This window comes from Rhodococcus sp. 05-2254-6 (assembly GCF_002258565.1).
Taxonomy (GTDB): Bacteria; Actinomycetota; Actinomycetes; order Mycobacteriales; family Mycobacteriaceae; genus Rhodococcoides.
Genome location: NZ_NOZF01000093.1, coordinates 13,051 through 28,858 on the forward strand (window position 1 = coordinate 13,051; position 15,808 = coordinate 28,858).

Genomic DNA, 15,808 nt, shown 5'->3' on the forward strand with positions numbered 1-15,808 from the left:
TCGGCTTCCTAGGAGGAATCGCGTGAGCAGCGGAGACACAGCCGATCGCAGTCTCGAGCACTGGAGCGAGGCCGGACGCAGGGGCATGGAAGCGTTCTACGCCCTGGCCACCGAGGACTATCACCAGCTCGCATTGGCAGCCGATTGGCCCGCCCTGCTCGCCGAGCACGCGCACGAGGGCTGGTCGCTGCTCGACGTGGCCTGCGGCAGTGGCAAGTTCCCCACTGCACTGCGCCGCTACACCGATCTGTCGGCGGTGCCCGAGCTGGCCTACGACCTGCTCGACCCGTCTGCGTTCTCGGTGGCCGAGGCGCGTGGTGCGCTCGGTGCTCCGTTCGTGCCTCGGGACGACTTGGTGATGACCCTGCAGGACCTACCCGCCGATCGGAGCGGGTACGACATCGTGTGGGCCACCCACGCGCTGTACGCCCTCCCGCCGGCCGAGTTGGACAGCGCGGCCGAACGGTTCGTCGCTGCACTGGCCCCCGGCGGCCTCGGCCTGGTCGCGCAGGCCACGGCGTCCTCCCACTACCTTGCGTTCTACGACGCCTTCCGCGCCGGCGTGCGCGAAGCAACGCCGTACACGACGGCCGAGCAGGTGCGCGACGCACTGATTCGAGCGGGCGCGGACGTGCGCGACCAGCGCGTCACGTACACCACCGGAACATCGGATCGCGCTGTCGCCGAAGGCTTTCTGCAGCGCTGCGCCTTCGACGACTCCGTGTCGCTCGACGAGATGGAGGCCGCACCGGTGCTGGGCGACTACCTCGCCTCCTGCCGCGACAAGTCCGGTTCCTACACCTTCTCCCACGAGGCGGCGCTGCTGTGGCTGTGAACCCGTCGACCAACGAACGGCTCCCCGAGCAGAACCGCGACGGCGGCATCGATCAGGACTGGGCCGGCAACGATCAGGACTGGTGGGACTGGTACGTCACGCTGGCCGCCAACGACACCGCACCCGCCGAATTGGTCGACGGGCCCGGCCTACCCGACGTCGACGCGGCCACGGACGAGCAAGTCGAGCGTGAGCTTGCCGAGCCGTACGACCTCGCCCCTGCAGCGGTCGAAGCCTTCACTCGCGATGCCTTCGTCCGGCTACCCGCGGTGCTGTCGCCTGCCGTTGTCCGACGCCTCGCCGAACGCCTCGAGGAGCTACTACGCGCCGAGCACGGCGAGAACGTGTCCGGCCGATTCACCGCGCTCGAGCAGATGTGGTTGCACGACGACCTGATGCGCGCGGTGGCGCTGTCGCCCCGGATCGGAGGGCTGGCCACGGCGCTGTTGGGCGAGCCGGCCGTGCGGCTCTACCACGACAACGCGCTGTCCAAGGAGCCCGGCTGTGGACGCACGCCCTGGCATCACGACGCGGAGCATTTCCCACTGCAGACCGTCCAGGCGGTCACCGCGTGGATGCCGATGTCGGCCATCCCCGGCCGCATGGGTCCGCTGTCGTTCGCTCGCGGCCGAGAGGTACTGAACGAGGTTGCGGACCTGGAGTTCGACAAGGTCGGCACGTCGTACGACGAGGCCGTCGCTCATCGCTTCGTCGACCGCGGCGTTGCGGTGGAGTCCGAGCCGTTCGCAGTCGGCGACGTGTCGTTCCACTCCGCGCTGTGCTTCCACACCGCCGGGCCGAACCGAACGACACAGCCACGCCGAGCTTTGGCCACCACCTACTTCGCCGATGGGGCTCGGGTTGTGGAGTCGCCCACGCTGATCAGCGGCACCTGGCGCGAATTCTTACCCGGCGTGGAGCCCGGCGGCCTCGCGGCCTCGGAACTGAACCCGGTGGTCGGTCGCCGAGACTGAACCGGTCACGGGCAGATGAACCCATCTTCCACCATCAGACACCGCTTGGGGTTGGTGGGGATTCTGCCCTCGAACGCTTCGCCGATACTGAGTGCACCGTCACCGTTGCTGTCGAACCCCGGAGCCAGGGACGCTGGGAACAGCGGTGCATCGAGCACTTCACCGACCGTGACCGCACCGTCGTTGTTCGGATCGAAGGCAGGAGCGGCCGACGCTACCTCCGGCACGACGAACAGCCCTGCAGCCGTCAATGCCGCGATCGTTGCCACTTTCAGCGGAAGTCGTCCAACCGTCATCGACTCTCCTGTTCGAGGGGAAATATCGGACAATAGTTACACAGCGGCCGGGTGGTGTCCTCGAGAACTGACGACCCATTTCAGTGGACATACGTACACTGGAAACGGTGGGGACGAAAACTCAGCGCACACAGGAGCTGGGCGAACTCGGCGAGCTCGCCCTTCGAGAACTGGCGTCGGCCGCGGGTGGTGTTCGCGCAGTTCACTCGGCAATCGCGCGACGAACCTTCGCTGCCGTGCGGCTCGGCGTCGGTCCCGCGGTTCTACCGACACAGCTGATGCACGACGCGATCGCCGCGGGCACCTACTCGAGCATCGTGGCCGCGTGCAGCGGCGCAGCCAAGGCTGTCGGCGCCTTGACCGGCGGTGCCGTGACCGACGGCGACGAAGCGGCAGAGGACGACCATCGCCCGTCGCCGTCGCACACTGTCCTCGGTGCCCAGACCATCGCGGTGCTGCACGGCCTGATCGGCGACGACATGGAGCGGACCGCCCGGGTCCTCGCCCATCCGATGTCGATACGCGTCGACGGACGCCCGGTGCTCCCGAAGTACCGCGCTCTGGCTGCGGCGTTCCCCGACGCGGGAGCGCACCTGGTGCTGTTCCTGCACGGGCTCGTCGAGACCGAGTCCGCGTGGCGGCTCGGTGGACGGCCCACGTACGGGGAGCGGCTGGATTCCGAAGCCGACACCACCTCGATCTTCTTGCGTTACAACACCGGACGTCGCATCGCCGCGAACGGTGCCGAGCTGTCGCACCTACTGGAAAAGCTCGTGACGGCATGGCCTGTCAGGGTGCACCGGATCACGTTGGTCGGCCATTCCATGGGAGGCCTGGTCTCGCGCAGCGCAGCTCATCACGCTGCCGAGACCGGCCGCCGGTGGGTGGACCTGTTGACGGACGTATTCACCCTGGGGACACCACATCTGGGTGCGCCACTCGCACACGGCGTACATCTCGCCGTCGCGGCTCTGGCCCTCGCGCCCGAGACCCGGCCGTTCGCGAACCTCCTGGCGCGTCGCAGCGCCGGAATCCGCGACCTGGTCCACGGATCGATCACCGAGGCAGAGGGACATCCCAGCTATGCCGACGGATTCGACGTCGGAGCAGCCGCGGACATCTCGGTTCCGGAGGGGGTTCGGCATCATCACGCCTCCGCGGTCGTCACCGGAAACCCTCGACACCCGGTAGGGATCTTCGTCGGCGACGGCCTCGTCCGTACCGACAGCGCCGGCGGCCGGAACAAACTGCGCGACATAGGACTTCGCCCGGACGATGGTCTGGCGATCAACAGCGCGCACCACTTCACGTTGCTCAACGACGAGCGGGTGTACGGCTGGATGCGACGCGCATTGGCCGGCCCGTCTTCCGAATCGGCCACCTGGCTGTAGATTTTCGGCCTATTCGGTCCATCGATAGTCGAGGAACTTCCCGTCGAACGTCACCACGACGCGATCTCCGTCCTCGTGTGGGCGTCGCTCGATGTTCATCGTGAAGTTGATGGCACTCATGATGCCGTCGCCGAATTCCTCGGCGATCAGTTCTTTGAGCGCGGGTCCGTACACCTCCAACGCCTCGTGGAATCGGTAGACCGTGGGGTCCGAGGAGATGTCGAGTGATCCGCGATAAGGAGCGAGGGTCAGCTCGAACAACGAGCCCTCGGGCATCCCGAGCTTCTCGGCGAGCACATCGGCATGAGCGACGCTCAGAGGATGCTGTCCGTAGAGTGCCGACACCGTCCAGGCCACCGGCATGTCGATGGCTTCTGCCAAAGCGGCCCAACTCAATCCGGCACGCACACGTGCCAGTCGAATCTCACCGATCAACGGTTTACCTGCAAAGTCGGTCAACGGCTCTCTCCTTCGTAGTCGTTCTACAAGCGCACACCCGATTGGGCCTGGACTTCCAGTCTCAGCGGCATACAGCCGTCTCGCAACATCTGGCATCGACCACGTGGGCCCTGTCCGATCACGGATATGGTGGCTGTTTCCGGCACGGACACAACGAAAGTACTGACGACATGACGCAACTCGGCCTCGGCCTTGCCGCACTCGGACGTCCCGAGTACCTGACGATCGGGCACTCGAAAGCTGTGGACGGCCGATTCGATCCGGCAGCCCTGGAACAACTGTGCCACTCGGTACTCGACGCCGCGTGGGAGAGCGGAGTTCGACACTTCGACGCCGCTCGGTCCTACGGCTTGGCCGAGCGTTTCCTCGGCAGCTGGCTGTCTCGGCATCCGAATCGGCGCGAGCACCTTACGATCGGCTCGAAATGGGGCTACGCCTACGTCGCCGATTTCCAGCGGGGCGCCGCAGAACACGAGGTCAAAGAGCACTCGGTTGCACGCTTGGCCGAACAGTGGCCCCAGACCCTGCGCGATCTCGGCGGCGCGCCGGACCACTACCTGATTCACAGCGTCACCCCGGACAGTCCAGCTCTGAGCGACACCGCACTGCTCGATGATCTGCGCGCCATTGCCGACAGCGGCACCCGAATCGGCATCAGCACCAGCGGGCCGCATCAAGCCGACGTGGTGCAGGCAGCGCTGGACATCGGAGTGTTCAGCTCGGTGCAGTCGACGTGGAACCCGCTCGAGCCGTCCGTCGGCCCCGCCCTGGAACGTGCGCACGAGGCCGGCTGGTTCGTCGTCGTCAAAGAGGCGATGGCCAACGGCCGACTGGTGGCAGAAAATTCCCCACTCGCCAGGGTCGCGGATTCCGCCGGGGTCGGTCGTGACGCAGTCGCACTGGCGATTGCACTCGCGCAACCGTGGGCCGATGTCGTGCTCTCCGGTGCGGCGACTGTGACGCAACTCGAGCAGAACATCGCCGCGCTGTCGATCGACCGCGAACTGATCACGGCGAGCGATCTGAAACTTGCGGAAGACCCGGAAGGTTACTGGGACAACCGATCACGAATGGCATGGACATGACGGCTCTGTAGAGCCTCCTCGCGGGACCGAATCAGCCGCTGCGGGCTCGGCCGCCTCGAATCAGCTCCTCCGTTTCGGATACCCGACTCCGATCGGCGTCGGGTATCCGAAACGGAGGAGCTGATCTGCTGCGAAGGGTGCCGCGAGCGCAACAACAGGATCGGAGCGCGGAGCCTCCTCACCGGATCGATCCGTTGACCGCTCGCTTGCGATGGGTCGTACCCGCGCTTGTCGAGCCGGTGTCACGTGGCGTCGAAGCGTTTGGGACGATTCGGACATGACGACGAACCGGCAGACGCCCTCCGGCCATGGTGACAAGGAGCAGGATCGACCCGGACTCGATGAAGTTGTCAGAGGGCGGCCGCCGGCGACGGAATTGGCGGCCAACGTCGTGCGCGGGGGTCTGATCGGTCTGGCGGAAACGGTTCCCGGGGTCTCGGGCGGCACGGTCGCCCTGGTCACCGGCATCTACACCAGGGCCATCGCGTCGGCGAAGCATCTGACGGACATCCCCAAGGCCGTGGTGACACGGTCCGACGTGCGCGCCGAAGTCCGTCAGGTCGATTGGTGGCTGCTCGTCACGGTCGGCGTCGGCATGCTGTTGATGGTGTTCTCGGTGGCGGGGATCATGGCCGCTTTCGTCACGGATCAGCCCGTCTACTCCAAGGCGCTGTTCATGGGCATGATCGCGATGTCGGTGGCGATCCCGTTCATGGAGATCACTCCTGGCGCTTTCCCCACCATCCGCTCCCGACTGTCTGCCGTGGCTCTGTTCGTCGTTCTTGCTGTCGGGGTTGTCGTTCTCACGTCGTTACCCGGGGTCGAGTCGTCGAATCCGTCGTTGATTCTGGTGTTCTTCGCCGCGACCATCGCAATATGTGCGCTCGTGCTGCCAGGCGTTTCGGGGTCGTTCTTTCTGCTTGTCATCGGCCTGTATGCGCCGACGCTCACGGCCGTCGACGAGCGGAACCTGACATACCTGGCTGTGTTCGCCCTGGGCGCTCTGGTGGGGTTGGTCAGCTTCGTTCGGGTGCTCGAGTGGTTGCTGGCGAACTACCACGATCTGGCGATGGTCGCCGCTGCCGGCCTGCTGTTGGGGTCGTTGCGTGCACTGTGGCCGTGGCAGGGCGAGAACAGAGAACTGCTGGCCGTCGGCGACGAATGGCCCGCTGCATTGGGATTGTTCGCCGTCGGAGTCGCGGTCGTCGCTGTGGTCGCCATCGCTCAGCGGCGACTGGCAGCCACGCGTACGTCCTGACCGTAACGGCAGGCGTAGCCGACCATCCACGCACCTCGTCGGAATCCGCACCGCCTGCAGGTGCCGTGAATTCCCACGAGGGGCGTATGTGTTCGCAAACCCTCCACACAGACTCAAAACTCCGACCCCAGCAGCGGGATCGGAGCGAAAGAGCCTCCTAACGGGATTGAACCGTTGACCGCTCGCTTACAAGTATGTTGCGAGACAACCAGATACGTCCGCATGGAACCACCACAGAGGCTCTGACCTGTGTCAATCGTCCAAGCGGGACCATCCGAATCCACCGTCGTAGGTACCGACATGTGACACGCTCGTGACACCGAGATCCGGGCCGAAAGTCCTTGAAGACCGTAGTAAATCCGCCTGGACGCAGCCCGATTCGGAGCGGCTTGCGCCGTCCACTTCACCGCTCATGACCCACGAAATCTCCACAATTCAAGTGTAGACATCGGTTCGTCCGGAGCTCCGCAACCCCTGAAAGCAGCGCAACGACAACGCTGAAGATCGCTGGTCGAGATTGGTAGGAGGACATACAGTCGAGCCGCGTCACGCACATACGGTCGGAGTTGACGAGCAGGCAAACCGGGACTGCCCCGGCTTCGGATGCTCCTATTGGTGTCAAGCGGTTTCAGCGAGTTGTCCCGTCGACCAGTAGCGGTAGTGCGCGGCGAAGTCGTGGTTCGGTTTGATCGCTCGTTCCGTGCGCGAGATTCTGTGAAAGAGACGCCGAGGCGGTCGGCGCAGACGGGTTTGACTCCATCAACCAGTCCGCACACGCCTGATCCACTCAACCCCACGAATCAACTTGCAACCTACTCAACCTGAGCCTCGGCAAATAGAGCAGTCCAGAATACGTGCCGCATCGCCTGGCCTGTGTAAACTCATGCGTCACGCGCAGCACTACATGGTCGGGGGAAATACGTGAACTATGGGAACAGCCAAAAATGGGATGATTGGCTTTACGCCTGCTTGACGATGGCTCAAGATCAATCCGAACAGGGCAATCTCGATGCAGCGGTAGCAACACTCGGGAAAGCCATCAACCTTAACAAAGCGCAAGGCTCCGAAGCAACGACACAATTAGTTTATTCTCACTATTGTTTGATGATGAATGAAAAGGTTTTGCAATTTTCGCCTGCCGGGGCTAAACAAGCAGTCGAGCTTCTGAGCTCTTCTCAAAAGCACGCCTACTCAAGCCCGCTTTCCATCTCAATATGCGATTTCGGACTTGGCCTTCTAGCGGTTCGCGCGAAAAACAACCGGGACGCTATGGCATTTTTCGGGCGAGCGACCGCAACATTGTCTGCGAACGGCCACAAATTCAAACCATTTGCCATGCGTGCGATCATAGAGTTGATGCACTTGGTCCCGGCCGGACTTACTGGCCACCTCGCTACTGCATTCGATGCATACTCGGACGATGAACTTTTACAATTGACGTCACTTATTCCGGGTCCCCGCGCCGCCATGGTTGCCGCGAGATATGCACATGAGTTGTACGTTCAGAACGATTTCGTTCGTGCAGCCCCACTGGCACGAACCACGCTGGCCCCCCTACGCAACGCAGCACGTAGCGACCTGCTCGAACACCAGCCACTTTCAGCAGTCGTCCATACCTTGGTATCAGCTTTGATTACGAGCGCCTGGGTAAAACCTCACCGGGCGCTGGTTCCATCCTCGATGGCCGACTCAAAAAGATTGCTCGATGAGGCCACCGAAATCCTTCGATTGCAGTACCATGCTGCGTCAATTCGAAGATTGGACAAGATGTCAGTTTACGTCGAAGACCGATTGAGGTGGGTTACGCAGATCCAGGAAAAACATCTAGTGAAGTTTGCCAAATCGTACATTTACGAAACAGCTTTGGACAGTCTGATCGACGAGTACATGCCGTCTGCAGAAGGTTTCTTGGAGCGAAGTTTACTTGGCCAACTGGAAAGCTAGAATCCAACCAAGCACGGGCCGAGCGCCCCATCGTGCGGACCCCGATCGTGGAACCCTCGATCAACGCCTTCAGCAGGCGCATCAACGTGTACCATTCCAGATTATAAGCAACGACAGGGACATATCCTGCGATGGCAATCCAAAAAGTCCCGGTACTCGCAGTCGCGCTCACCCGCATGTAGGTTTGCAGCCACCAACGCCCGATAAGGCATCCGGTCAGACACGGTGCGTCTGCCTATTCATCCCTTCCTTGCCCATTCGGGATGAGTACCTGCTTGGATACGTCGCCGACCCGGAGATTGGCCAAGCCTTCTTCGCAAACCACTGGCCAAGTCGAAACATGCTGTCGGTGGCCCGTGCCATCATCATGGTCACCACGACTTTCTGGATGAGCGAACCAGCAAGCGCGATCAGAGGGGCGGCTACAACGCGATGAGTCTCGGCCCCACCCACCACGGTTACTTCTACCAGGACCTATTGTCGGCGGTCGCACTGGTCGACCTACTCCTTGACGTCGCGGAGACCATCACGATCGACACCAAGGGGTTCACCACCGATCGGTTTGACGATGTCAACATCAGATACGCGGATCGCAGCCGGCTCCGCTTGCAAATCAAGCACACAACTACAGACCGCCAACTATCAAAGGAGACGTTTTCCCAGGACAGAAGAGGCCTGAAACTGGACAAGGTCTTTGACTCCCTTCTTGTAGACCTCGCGTCCTCGCCTGCAACCACTTACCGAATCGTCGTCCGCGATCAGGAACCTGACAAGGACCTCGCTGTCGTCTTGTCACCCATCGACCCCGCTGACCGACCTTCCGATCCGCTCCCGGGTATCACTACCTCCAAGTATCGCTTCGACCCCACCGCGCTCCGCACCAACAGACCTTGGTCGAAGCTGGTGGAGGGTCTTAGCGACGAAGACCTTCGACACGCTTGTAGTCATCTCGTCGTCGACACGGGCGCGCCGGAGTCCACCATCAGTTTTAGCGATCCGGGCCCCGCAGAACGTGCTCTCCTCCGCCGTGTCAGGGAAGAACTCGGAGCGGGACGCACGCCCAACACCGATGTCACTCCGGAGTTCGTCGCGCACGAACTAGTGCAGGCAGCCACATCCGCACGAGTAGTCGAGACCGGACTACTTCGACGGGACCTGATTGAACCTCGACTCGGGTTACGCGTCGACTTCGGCGCGGTCAATGCAGGACACCCGATCGAGACCAGTGTTGCCGTTGCTCGTGTCGGTGCTATTGCAGCCGTCCGCAGACACGTCGACCTCACGGCCCCAGGGGGCGGACACCTGGTCATCACCGGTGAGCCAGGAGTCGGAAAGTCATGGCTCTGTGAAGAACTCACCGATAGCTATCAGCATGATGATTGGATCGTCGCCCGCCATCACTGCTGGCTCGGCCAAGGTGACAACCATCTACACGAACGAGTTCTCAACGAAGTCGTCGTCGGAAGCCTCCTTGCCCAGCTGGAAAAAGCCGTCCCCGGCGTGACCAAGACCCTGCGACCAAAATTTGAGGCGAGCATAGATGCACTCGGAGCGGCGCTCCTGAACTGCCGCGATGCCGAACCGGGCAAGTCAGTGCTTCTCGTAGTCGATGGCCTCGACCATGTAGACCGAGTTGCCGGCCGCAGCACCAACCAGCACAAGGATCCGTCCCGCGTCCTGGTTGAAACACTCGCGACACTCGCGCTACCCGCCGGAGTCTGTCTACTGATAGCCAGTCAGCCCGGCACCCATCTGGACCCCATTGCCTCCACATGCGACTCGTTCCCAGTTCCGCCAATGTCTCACAACGAGATTGAGGCACTCGCCGCAAAGCACGGACTCCTCGAACGGCCCCTCACAGGGGGATCCGTCGCGGAGTCCGACCAGGACACAATCGTCACGTTGATCCACGAACGATCCAGCGGGAACGCTCTGTACGCGACCTACCTCTGCCGACTAGCTCTCGGCGCATCACCTCTCGACCAGAACACTGCACCGCTCACGGTCAACGAACTCATCTACCGCCTCGAGCAGGTCCCGAATACAGCCACGACGGTGGAGGCGTATTACGACTACCTGTGTAGTGCAATGACTCCCGATCAACAATTCGCGATCGAAACGCTAGCCCTGTGTGACTTCTCGCTTACCCCCGCCGAATTGGCGGAGGTTCTAGGGTCACCTACCAAGTCATACGTTCTACCCGCCCTGAAGACACTTGCCCCAATTCTCAACACCCAGCCAGGCCTAGGCGGACTTCGCCTTCATCATGAGAGCTTCTCTCGCCATCTGCGCCGCAGTATCGACAACGAGACCGCCGACTCGATCCGCCGAAGCATGGTCAGCTGGCTCGAGCGCCGGGGCTTTCTCGTCGACTCCCGGGCCTTCCGCCACCTCCCCGGCCTCCTCGCCAGCCTGGACGAGTACGACAAACTGAAGGAACTCCTCGGACCGAGCTTCGTTGCAGACGGCATCAGGTACTTTCACTCCCCAGGAGCCCTTCAAAGCGCCCTCTGCGTCGTCTCACGTGAGGCCGAAGCTCGCCTCGACTGGCCGACACTCACTACCTGCATCGAAGTCCGAAAGGCGATCGACACATACGAAAACGACGCTCTCACAGATACCCTCATCGACTACGCCGATATCATTGTGGGCATCCTCGGTGCCGATGTCGTCGCTGAACGCCTCGTCTACAACGGCCGTCCCACATTCCCATCACGGTGGGGCCTGCTCATCTGCGAATCGGCCGACAGAGCCGGTGCCGCAACGCCATGGAAGGAGTACATCGAGAGTTGGGAGACAGAAAAGAAGGCCGATCGGACGAGCTACTCCTCGGACCAAAACGGTGCCCTTCAACTAGCCCTCCAGCGAGGAGCGCTCCGACTACGAACTCAGCGACAAGATGTCGACTCTTCGCTCATTCCGCAGGTCGCCAAGCATCTGGAGCATGAGCACGACGCGTCTCTCACCGACCTAGTTTCCACGTTTACAGCCGTTCTCCCCGCGGAGTACATGCCACAAATCGCGGCAGCCATGACCGATCCGACCAACTCAGCAATTTCCTACCTCGCACTCGCAGACCTATCAGAGGGCGGCACAATCGGACTCCCAGATCCCCGAAACCTAGCTCGGCGAGCCTGGGAACTCGACCCCACGCTCGATGCGAACGGATACCTCTTCCATGGGATCGATGCCCAAGATATCGTTGCAGGCCTTGAAGTCTCGGATCTGGCGGTGGAACTGAGCGCTGCCACCGACGCTCTTCTCGAAAACCGGACTGCCGACTTGGCCGCAGTCCATCGATGGCACACTTTTCTCACTCTCGCACGAGCCATCGACCCAGCCCTCGTACGTATGGTTAGCGGCAAACTATCCGGAGTTGGTTTCTACCGCGCGTAGCTCCGCTACACGGTAGCGACCATCGGACTCGCAGACGACGTTCGCAGCGGTGTTTTGACCAGCGATGACGCGTCCTCGGCTGTGGCCGTCGCGCTAGTGGACCTGGCTGCCGAAGCCACGCCCTACACTGGCGACCCCCGAGCGTGTGACCTGTATTCTATTCATCCGCTCATTCACCAGGTCATCGAGAATTCGCTCGCCGTAGTGCAACAGGCCGACCTCGATGCAGTCGTCGACCGCCTCATCGCGATAGGCGACGGCACCACAACCACCCTCAACTTGGGTGGGGGCGAGAACGGGCCGCTAATCATGAACGACCTCCTCGCCCTCCTTACGCGCGTTTCCGACGAACTGGGCATCGACGCCGTACACGCCCTGCTCGCGGTCATACGTGAACGACGCATCGACCACGAGACTGGATATAGCGAGCAAGCTGCATTCGAACTCGAGATCGCCCGCATCTGCGTGGAGGCCGGAGAGATCGCCGAGGCACGTCAATGCTGGGACCGCGCCGCTGTCTTGTTGGCAAGCTACGGGGGGCACAAGGACCCCACGCTGTCAGAGATCGTCGCAAGCGTGCAAGATATCGAAGACACCGCGAAGGCGCGAATACGCTTAGCCAAGCTTGTCGACCTGGTCTACCTCGTGCGGCAGCACACAGACGGTCGCGACACGTCGCACTACGTCACCGAATGGTGGAAGATTGCTGCGGTTGTCGACCCGATCGCGGCCGCCAGAGACGCCGCGGACCTGTATCTCGACACGGTCGGATTCGACGACGCACGCGCACACGCCGCACAGACACACCTGCTGCAACATCAGAGCTCAGCCGCCGACCCCGCAGTGCTTGCCGCAGTCAGACTTACAGTAGGCGCTGACTGGCGATCATCAAAGGTCGACCTGGAAATCCTGAACCGACTCGAAAACGACTGCGGAGCTGGTCAACCCGTCGACACAATGCTCGCCGTCCTTGCCAACAACGTCGCCGCTTCGTACGACAACCAGCCGATGCAGTACACGCGCGATCAGTCCAAAGAGACTGTGGACGAGGCTCTTATCGACGCCGTCGTAGCTTTGGGCGGTTCGAGTTTCACCCCTCGATCAGTGCGACCCGACGAACCAAACCGCAATACGATGCCTTGGTCGGACTCGACGTCCCAACCAAGACCGCTCCTTGAGCGCCTGACGTCACTCGAACGCCCAGAGGTGCCCGAAGGGCGAGCGGGCCTGATAATGATTGCCCACGCAGTCGGAAACAGCCGCTACCAAGACGGGCCCGCGATATGGGACGACGACGCCGCAACCAACTCGATTGGCTATCGAATTCTCGAGGCGACACTCAGGAACGGTCCCGACGCCGGAATGACACTTATTGATGATGTAGCCCGCGAGATTTCGTTGTTCGCCCGAAACGACATCTTCGCCGACCTCGGGCACGGCCTGGCCTCAAGCGCTAACGGTGACCCAGCAGTTGCAAAGGTCGCCAGCTACTGCCTTGCGACCGCGTATCAACGCATCCGGGGAGGCGGGGGCTGGCAGCAATTCGGAGGCAGGAAGCACAGAACGCTCTGGCAGCATGCCCACGAACTCGACTCCGACACAGCTGAACGAGTCCTCGCTGCAGCTATCACCGACCGCATCGCTGCAGAGTCGTACCACTCGTACGGAAGTAGCCAAGGCATCATCACAGCGTTCGCCCTCCAGCCCACAACAAGCGGCGGCGGCACCGCTGTGAACTGTTGGGATGCCGCATTCGAGGTAATCAGCAACCGCCTTCCCGGGACAGCTGCGACAGGAACGCACGTCTATCACCCGACCACAGTCCCGGACTCGTCAGACGACCTTGACGTTGCGCTCGCGTCCTTAGCGCTGTCAACCATCGCCCAGGCCGGGCGCGAACAGATACGGCTCGCCCTTCTCGCTGCCGGATTCCTCCTAACCATCCGCCCGAGAGTCGCTCAACGCGCGATGTCTTACGTCCTCGGAAAGGACTTGGACGCAGGGCGCATCTGCTGGCTACTCGAAACTGTGCACGTGAACCTACCGGCCGGCGGTCTCGCAGACGACCTCGTGGCGAGACTCAAGGAACTCGCGGTGAGCGACCAACTATCGGTGCGCGTACTAGCGGGCAGGCTTCTCGACAAACACGATCAGCCCGTGCCGGATCCGCCAGCTACTACGCCGTCACCTTCAGTGATCGCAGCATTTCGCGAACTGGCCCACGACCTCGGAGAGGCACCGCAATGACGTCGATGAGTCCGCGTAGGCAGGCGGAAGGGCTAGTGCGCATGTTCCTGGACGAACGACTCACTGACGTGAACGAGCCACCCGGCGTGCGTGAAGCCGTGACGCAAGATCTCGCCAACCAAGTCGAAACCGTCAAGCAGCGCACCAGACAGCAAGTTCGACAGCTTCGCTCAGCGTCGTCGCAACGCATTCCCGACGCATATTTGCACGACGAAGAGCAAGCAGAGGAGGCACTCCAACAAGCAGCAGCCGGAATTCGATCGGCACGCGCTAGTCAAGGATTCGTCTCATCCGATGCCCGGAGGTTCGAGGCCGCATTCGCACTACCGCTGGCGTCCACGGCCCGGTGGGCGGTCCTTCAAGAATCATCCCGCGTTCCCCGGCCCGCAACCCGCCATCATCTACTAGCTCCCACCCTGACGCCCATTCCATGGCACGACAACGAACACGAATGGCCGCCCACAGCTGCGATCAATCTGGAAGGCGAGCGCTCCTTTACCGGGTCTGACGCACTACCTGTCCGTGTCGACGAAAAACCGTACAAAGACTGGGTTCAACTCGGAATGTTCGAGCGGCAAGGAACAATGGCGAGCAAATATCCAACGCGCACAGCTCGTCAATTGATCATCTCCACCGGGCTGGAGTTGGTCGAGTCGCCTGCCTCCGCCAGAGAAATGCCACTCGGGACCGCCCCACCAAACGCGTGGCTTACAAGATACGACCGACTTGCTCCGGGCCTGGACCCGACCTCAGCTGCGGAGCTATTGGAAGATCTGCAAGGACCTCTGACCGCGATGGTTACTTACGAAGGTCAGCGCGGCGCACCAAATCGTGACCGCGGCGTCGGGCTCCACCCTTTTTGCCTCGCACCTCGAATAGAGCTGGTCGCACTACTCGACTTGAGTCCAGAGGCCCCTGCAGTTCGACATTGCCTCGTCGACAGCAAAGGGCCAGCACTAGTCGGACGCATCTGGCACGGATTTTTAGTCCACGACGGCAACTACGAGCCCCTCTCCCCAGCAATCAACGGCACCGACCTCATAATTCGTCCCGATTTATACGCCCGTCTCGAACGCGCAATCCCCGCGGGGCGAGCACAGTGGGGAGTCACGGTTTGGCATCACGAACGAGCGAATAGTGAGGAATTGGACGACTGAGTGATGCCATGCATAGGCGGTCCTAGACAGAATTGGTCATAGGCGAAGCTCAGCAGTAAATTCGTGTCGGCCCCGCGTATCCGTCTACCAAATGGCACTGGCATTCGACCGCGCAGAGTGAGAGTTGACTGGATGACACGTGCGGTTAGTTGCCTTACGGTCCCACACCTGTGTCAACGTCAGGATTTTGCAGACGCGCCTCGGGAAATCCGGGCCTACGACTTCAGAGTCATATACGGCTCACGATGTCGGTGAGCGACGGCTGACGTCCGCGCTCAAGCAGGCCTACCGTCCAGCACTCCAATTCGGACATCGAAGCACTCTCGCGACGCGGACCGGCAAACGCGTAGGTTCCATGTGTCCTACGACGGTTCGAAAATCGCCACGGCCAGTAGTGGAAAGTCTGCGTCACGAACGTCACAATTGTAGGCGTGAGAAACACGGCATATCCGCTACCGACTCCCGCAACGGTGCGTCAACTGTACGGGTCTGCGTTTCGCTGCGCTCATCCGGAGTGCAGTCGGCCCCTGTACAAAGTTTCAGACGACACAGGCAATCGCATACTTAACAGTCGAGTAGCCCATTATCGGTGTACACCCTCACGTGATGGTCCCCGTACAACCTCATATGTAGGTGCTCGGCGAGTCCTGTCGTAACTCGCCCACGACAAGGGCCACCCTTCGGGTTCGTCAACTTTGGCGGTAGACGATTCGAAGGGTGGCCCTTGTCGTGGGCGAGTTACGACAGGACTCGCCGAGCACCACGG

11 protein-coding genes are annotated in these 15,808 nt (G+C 61.8%); 9 read left to right on the top strand and 2 right to left on the bottom strand.

The features are described from left to right. The first annotated feature begins 22 nt into the window (after positions 1-22). Positions 23-835: a class I SAM-dependent methyltransferase gene (locus CH256_RS11255; protein ID WP_176460313.1), complete on the top strand. Its 813-nt coding sequence runs from the start codon at positions 23-25 to the stop codon at positions 833-835. Continuing rightward, positions 826-1,809: a phytanoyl-CoA dioxygenase family protein gene (locus CH256_RS11260; protein WP_094669629.1), complete on the top strand. Its 984-nt coding sequence runs from the start codon at positions 826-828 to the stop codon at positions 1,807-1,809. The genes CH256_RS11255 and CH256_RS11260 overlap by 10 nt, the downstream gene beginning before the upstream one ends. Positions 1,810-1,814: 5 nt before the next feature. Here the strand turns inward: CH256_RS11260 and CH256_RS11265 are convergent, their stop codons facing one another. Beyond that, entirely contained in the window at positions 1,815-2,105 is a 291-nt protein-coding gene (locus CH256_RS11265; protein ID WP_094669630.1) for a hypothetical protein, read from the bottom strand. A 107-nt stretch (positions 2,106-2,212) separates the two neighbouring features. Between CH256_RS11265 and CH256_RS11270 the strand changes: the two genes are divergently transcribed. Continuing rightward, complete coding sequence (locus CH256_RS11270) at positions 2,213-3,496, top strand: esterase/lipase family protein (protein WP_143536557.1); 1,284 nt, start codon at positions 2,213-2,215, stop codon at positions 3,494-3,496. Between the two features lie 9 nt (positions 3,497-3,505). Here the strand turns inward: CH256_RS11270 and cynS are convergent, their stop codons facing one another. Then, positions 3,506-3,955 carry a cyanase gene (gene cynS / locus CH256_RS11275; protein WP_094638222.1) on the bottom strand — a complete coding sequence of 150 codons (450 nt, stop codon included), beginning with the start codon at positions 3,953-3,955 and terminating at the stop codon, positions 3,506-3,508. Between the two features lie 170 nt (positions 3,956-4,125). Between cynS and CH256_RS11280 the strand changes: the two genes are divergently transcribed. The 6 genes from CH256_RS11280 to CH256_RS27655 all read left to right on the top strand — a co-directional run bounded on the left by CH256_RS11280 (position 4,126) and on the right by CH256_RS27655 (position 15,042). Continuing rightward, positions 4,126-5,040, top strand: a complete 915-nt coding sequence (locus CH256_RS11280; protein ID WP_094669632.1) for an aldo/keto reductase — start codon at positions 4,126-4,128, stop codon at positions 5,038-5,040. Between the two features lie 277 nt (positions 5,041-5,317). After that, positions 5,318-6,298, top strand: coding sequence for a DUF368 domain-containing protein (locus CH256_RS11285; RefSeq protein WP_094669633.1), 981 nt, complete (start codon positions 5,318-5,320; stop codon positions 6,296-6,298). Between the two features lie 921 nt (positions 6,299-7,219). Then, on the top strand, positions 7,220-8,242 hold the full coding sequence (locus CH256_RS27650) for a hypothetical protein (RefSeq protein ID WP_143536558.1): 1,023 nt from the start codon (positions 7,220-7,222) through the stop codon (positions 8,240-8,242). Positions 8,243-8,674: 432 nt separating this feature from the next. Continuing rightward, positions 8,675-11,638: an ATP-binding protein gene (locus tag CH256_RS11300; RefSeq protein ID WP_094669636.1), complete on the top strand. Its 2,964-nt coding sequence runs from the start codon at positions 8,675-8,677 to the stop codon at positions 11,636-11,638. A gap of 54 nt (positions 11,639-11,692) precedes the next feature. Continuing rightward, entirely contained in the window at positions 11,693-13,885 is a 2,193-nt protein-coding gene (locus tag CH256_RS11305) for a hypothetical protein (protein WP_094669637.1), read from the top strand. Positions 13,886-13,926: 41 nt separating this feature from the next. Continuing rightward, complete coding sequence (locus tag CH256_RS27655) at positions 13,927-15,042, top strand: hypothetical protein (RefSeq protein WP_143536559.1); 1,116 nt, start codon at positions 13,927-13,929, stop codon at positions 15,040-15,042. Positions 15,043-15,808 lie beyond the last annotated feature (766 nt).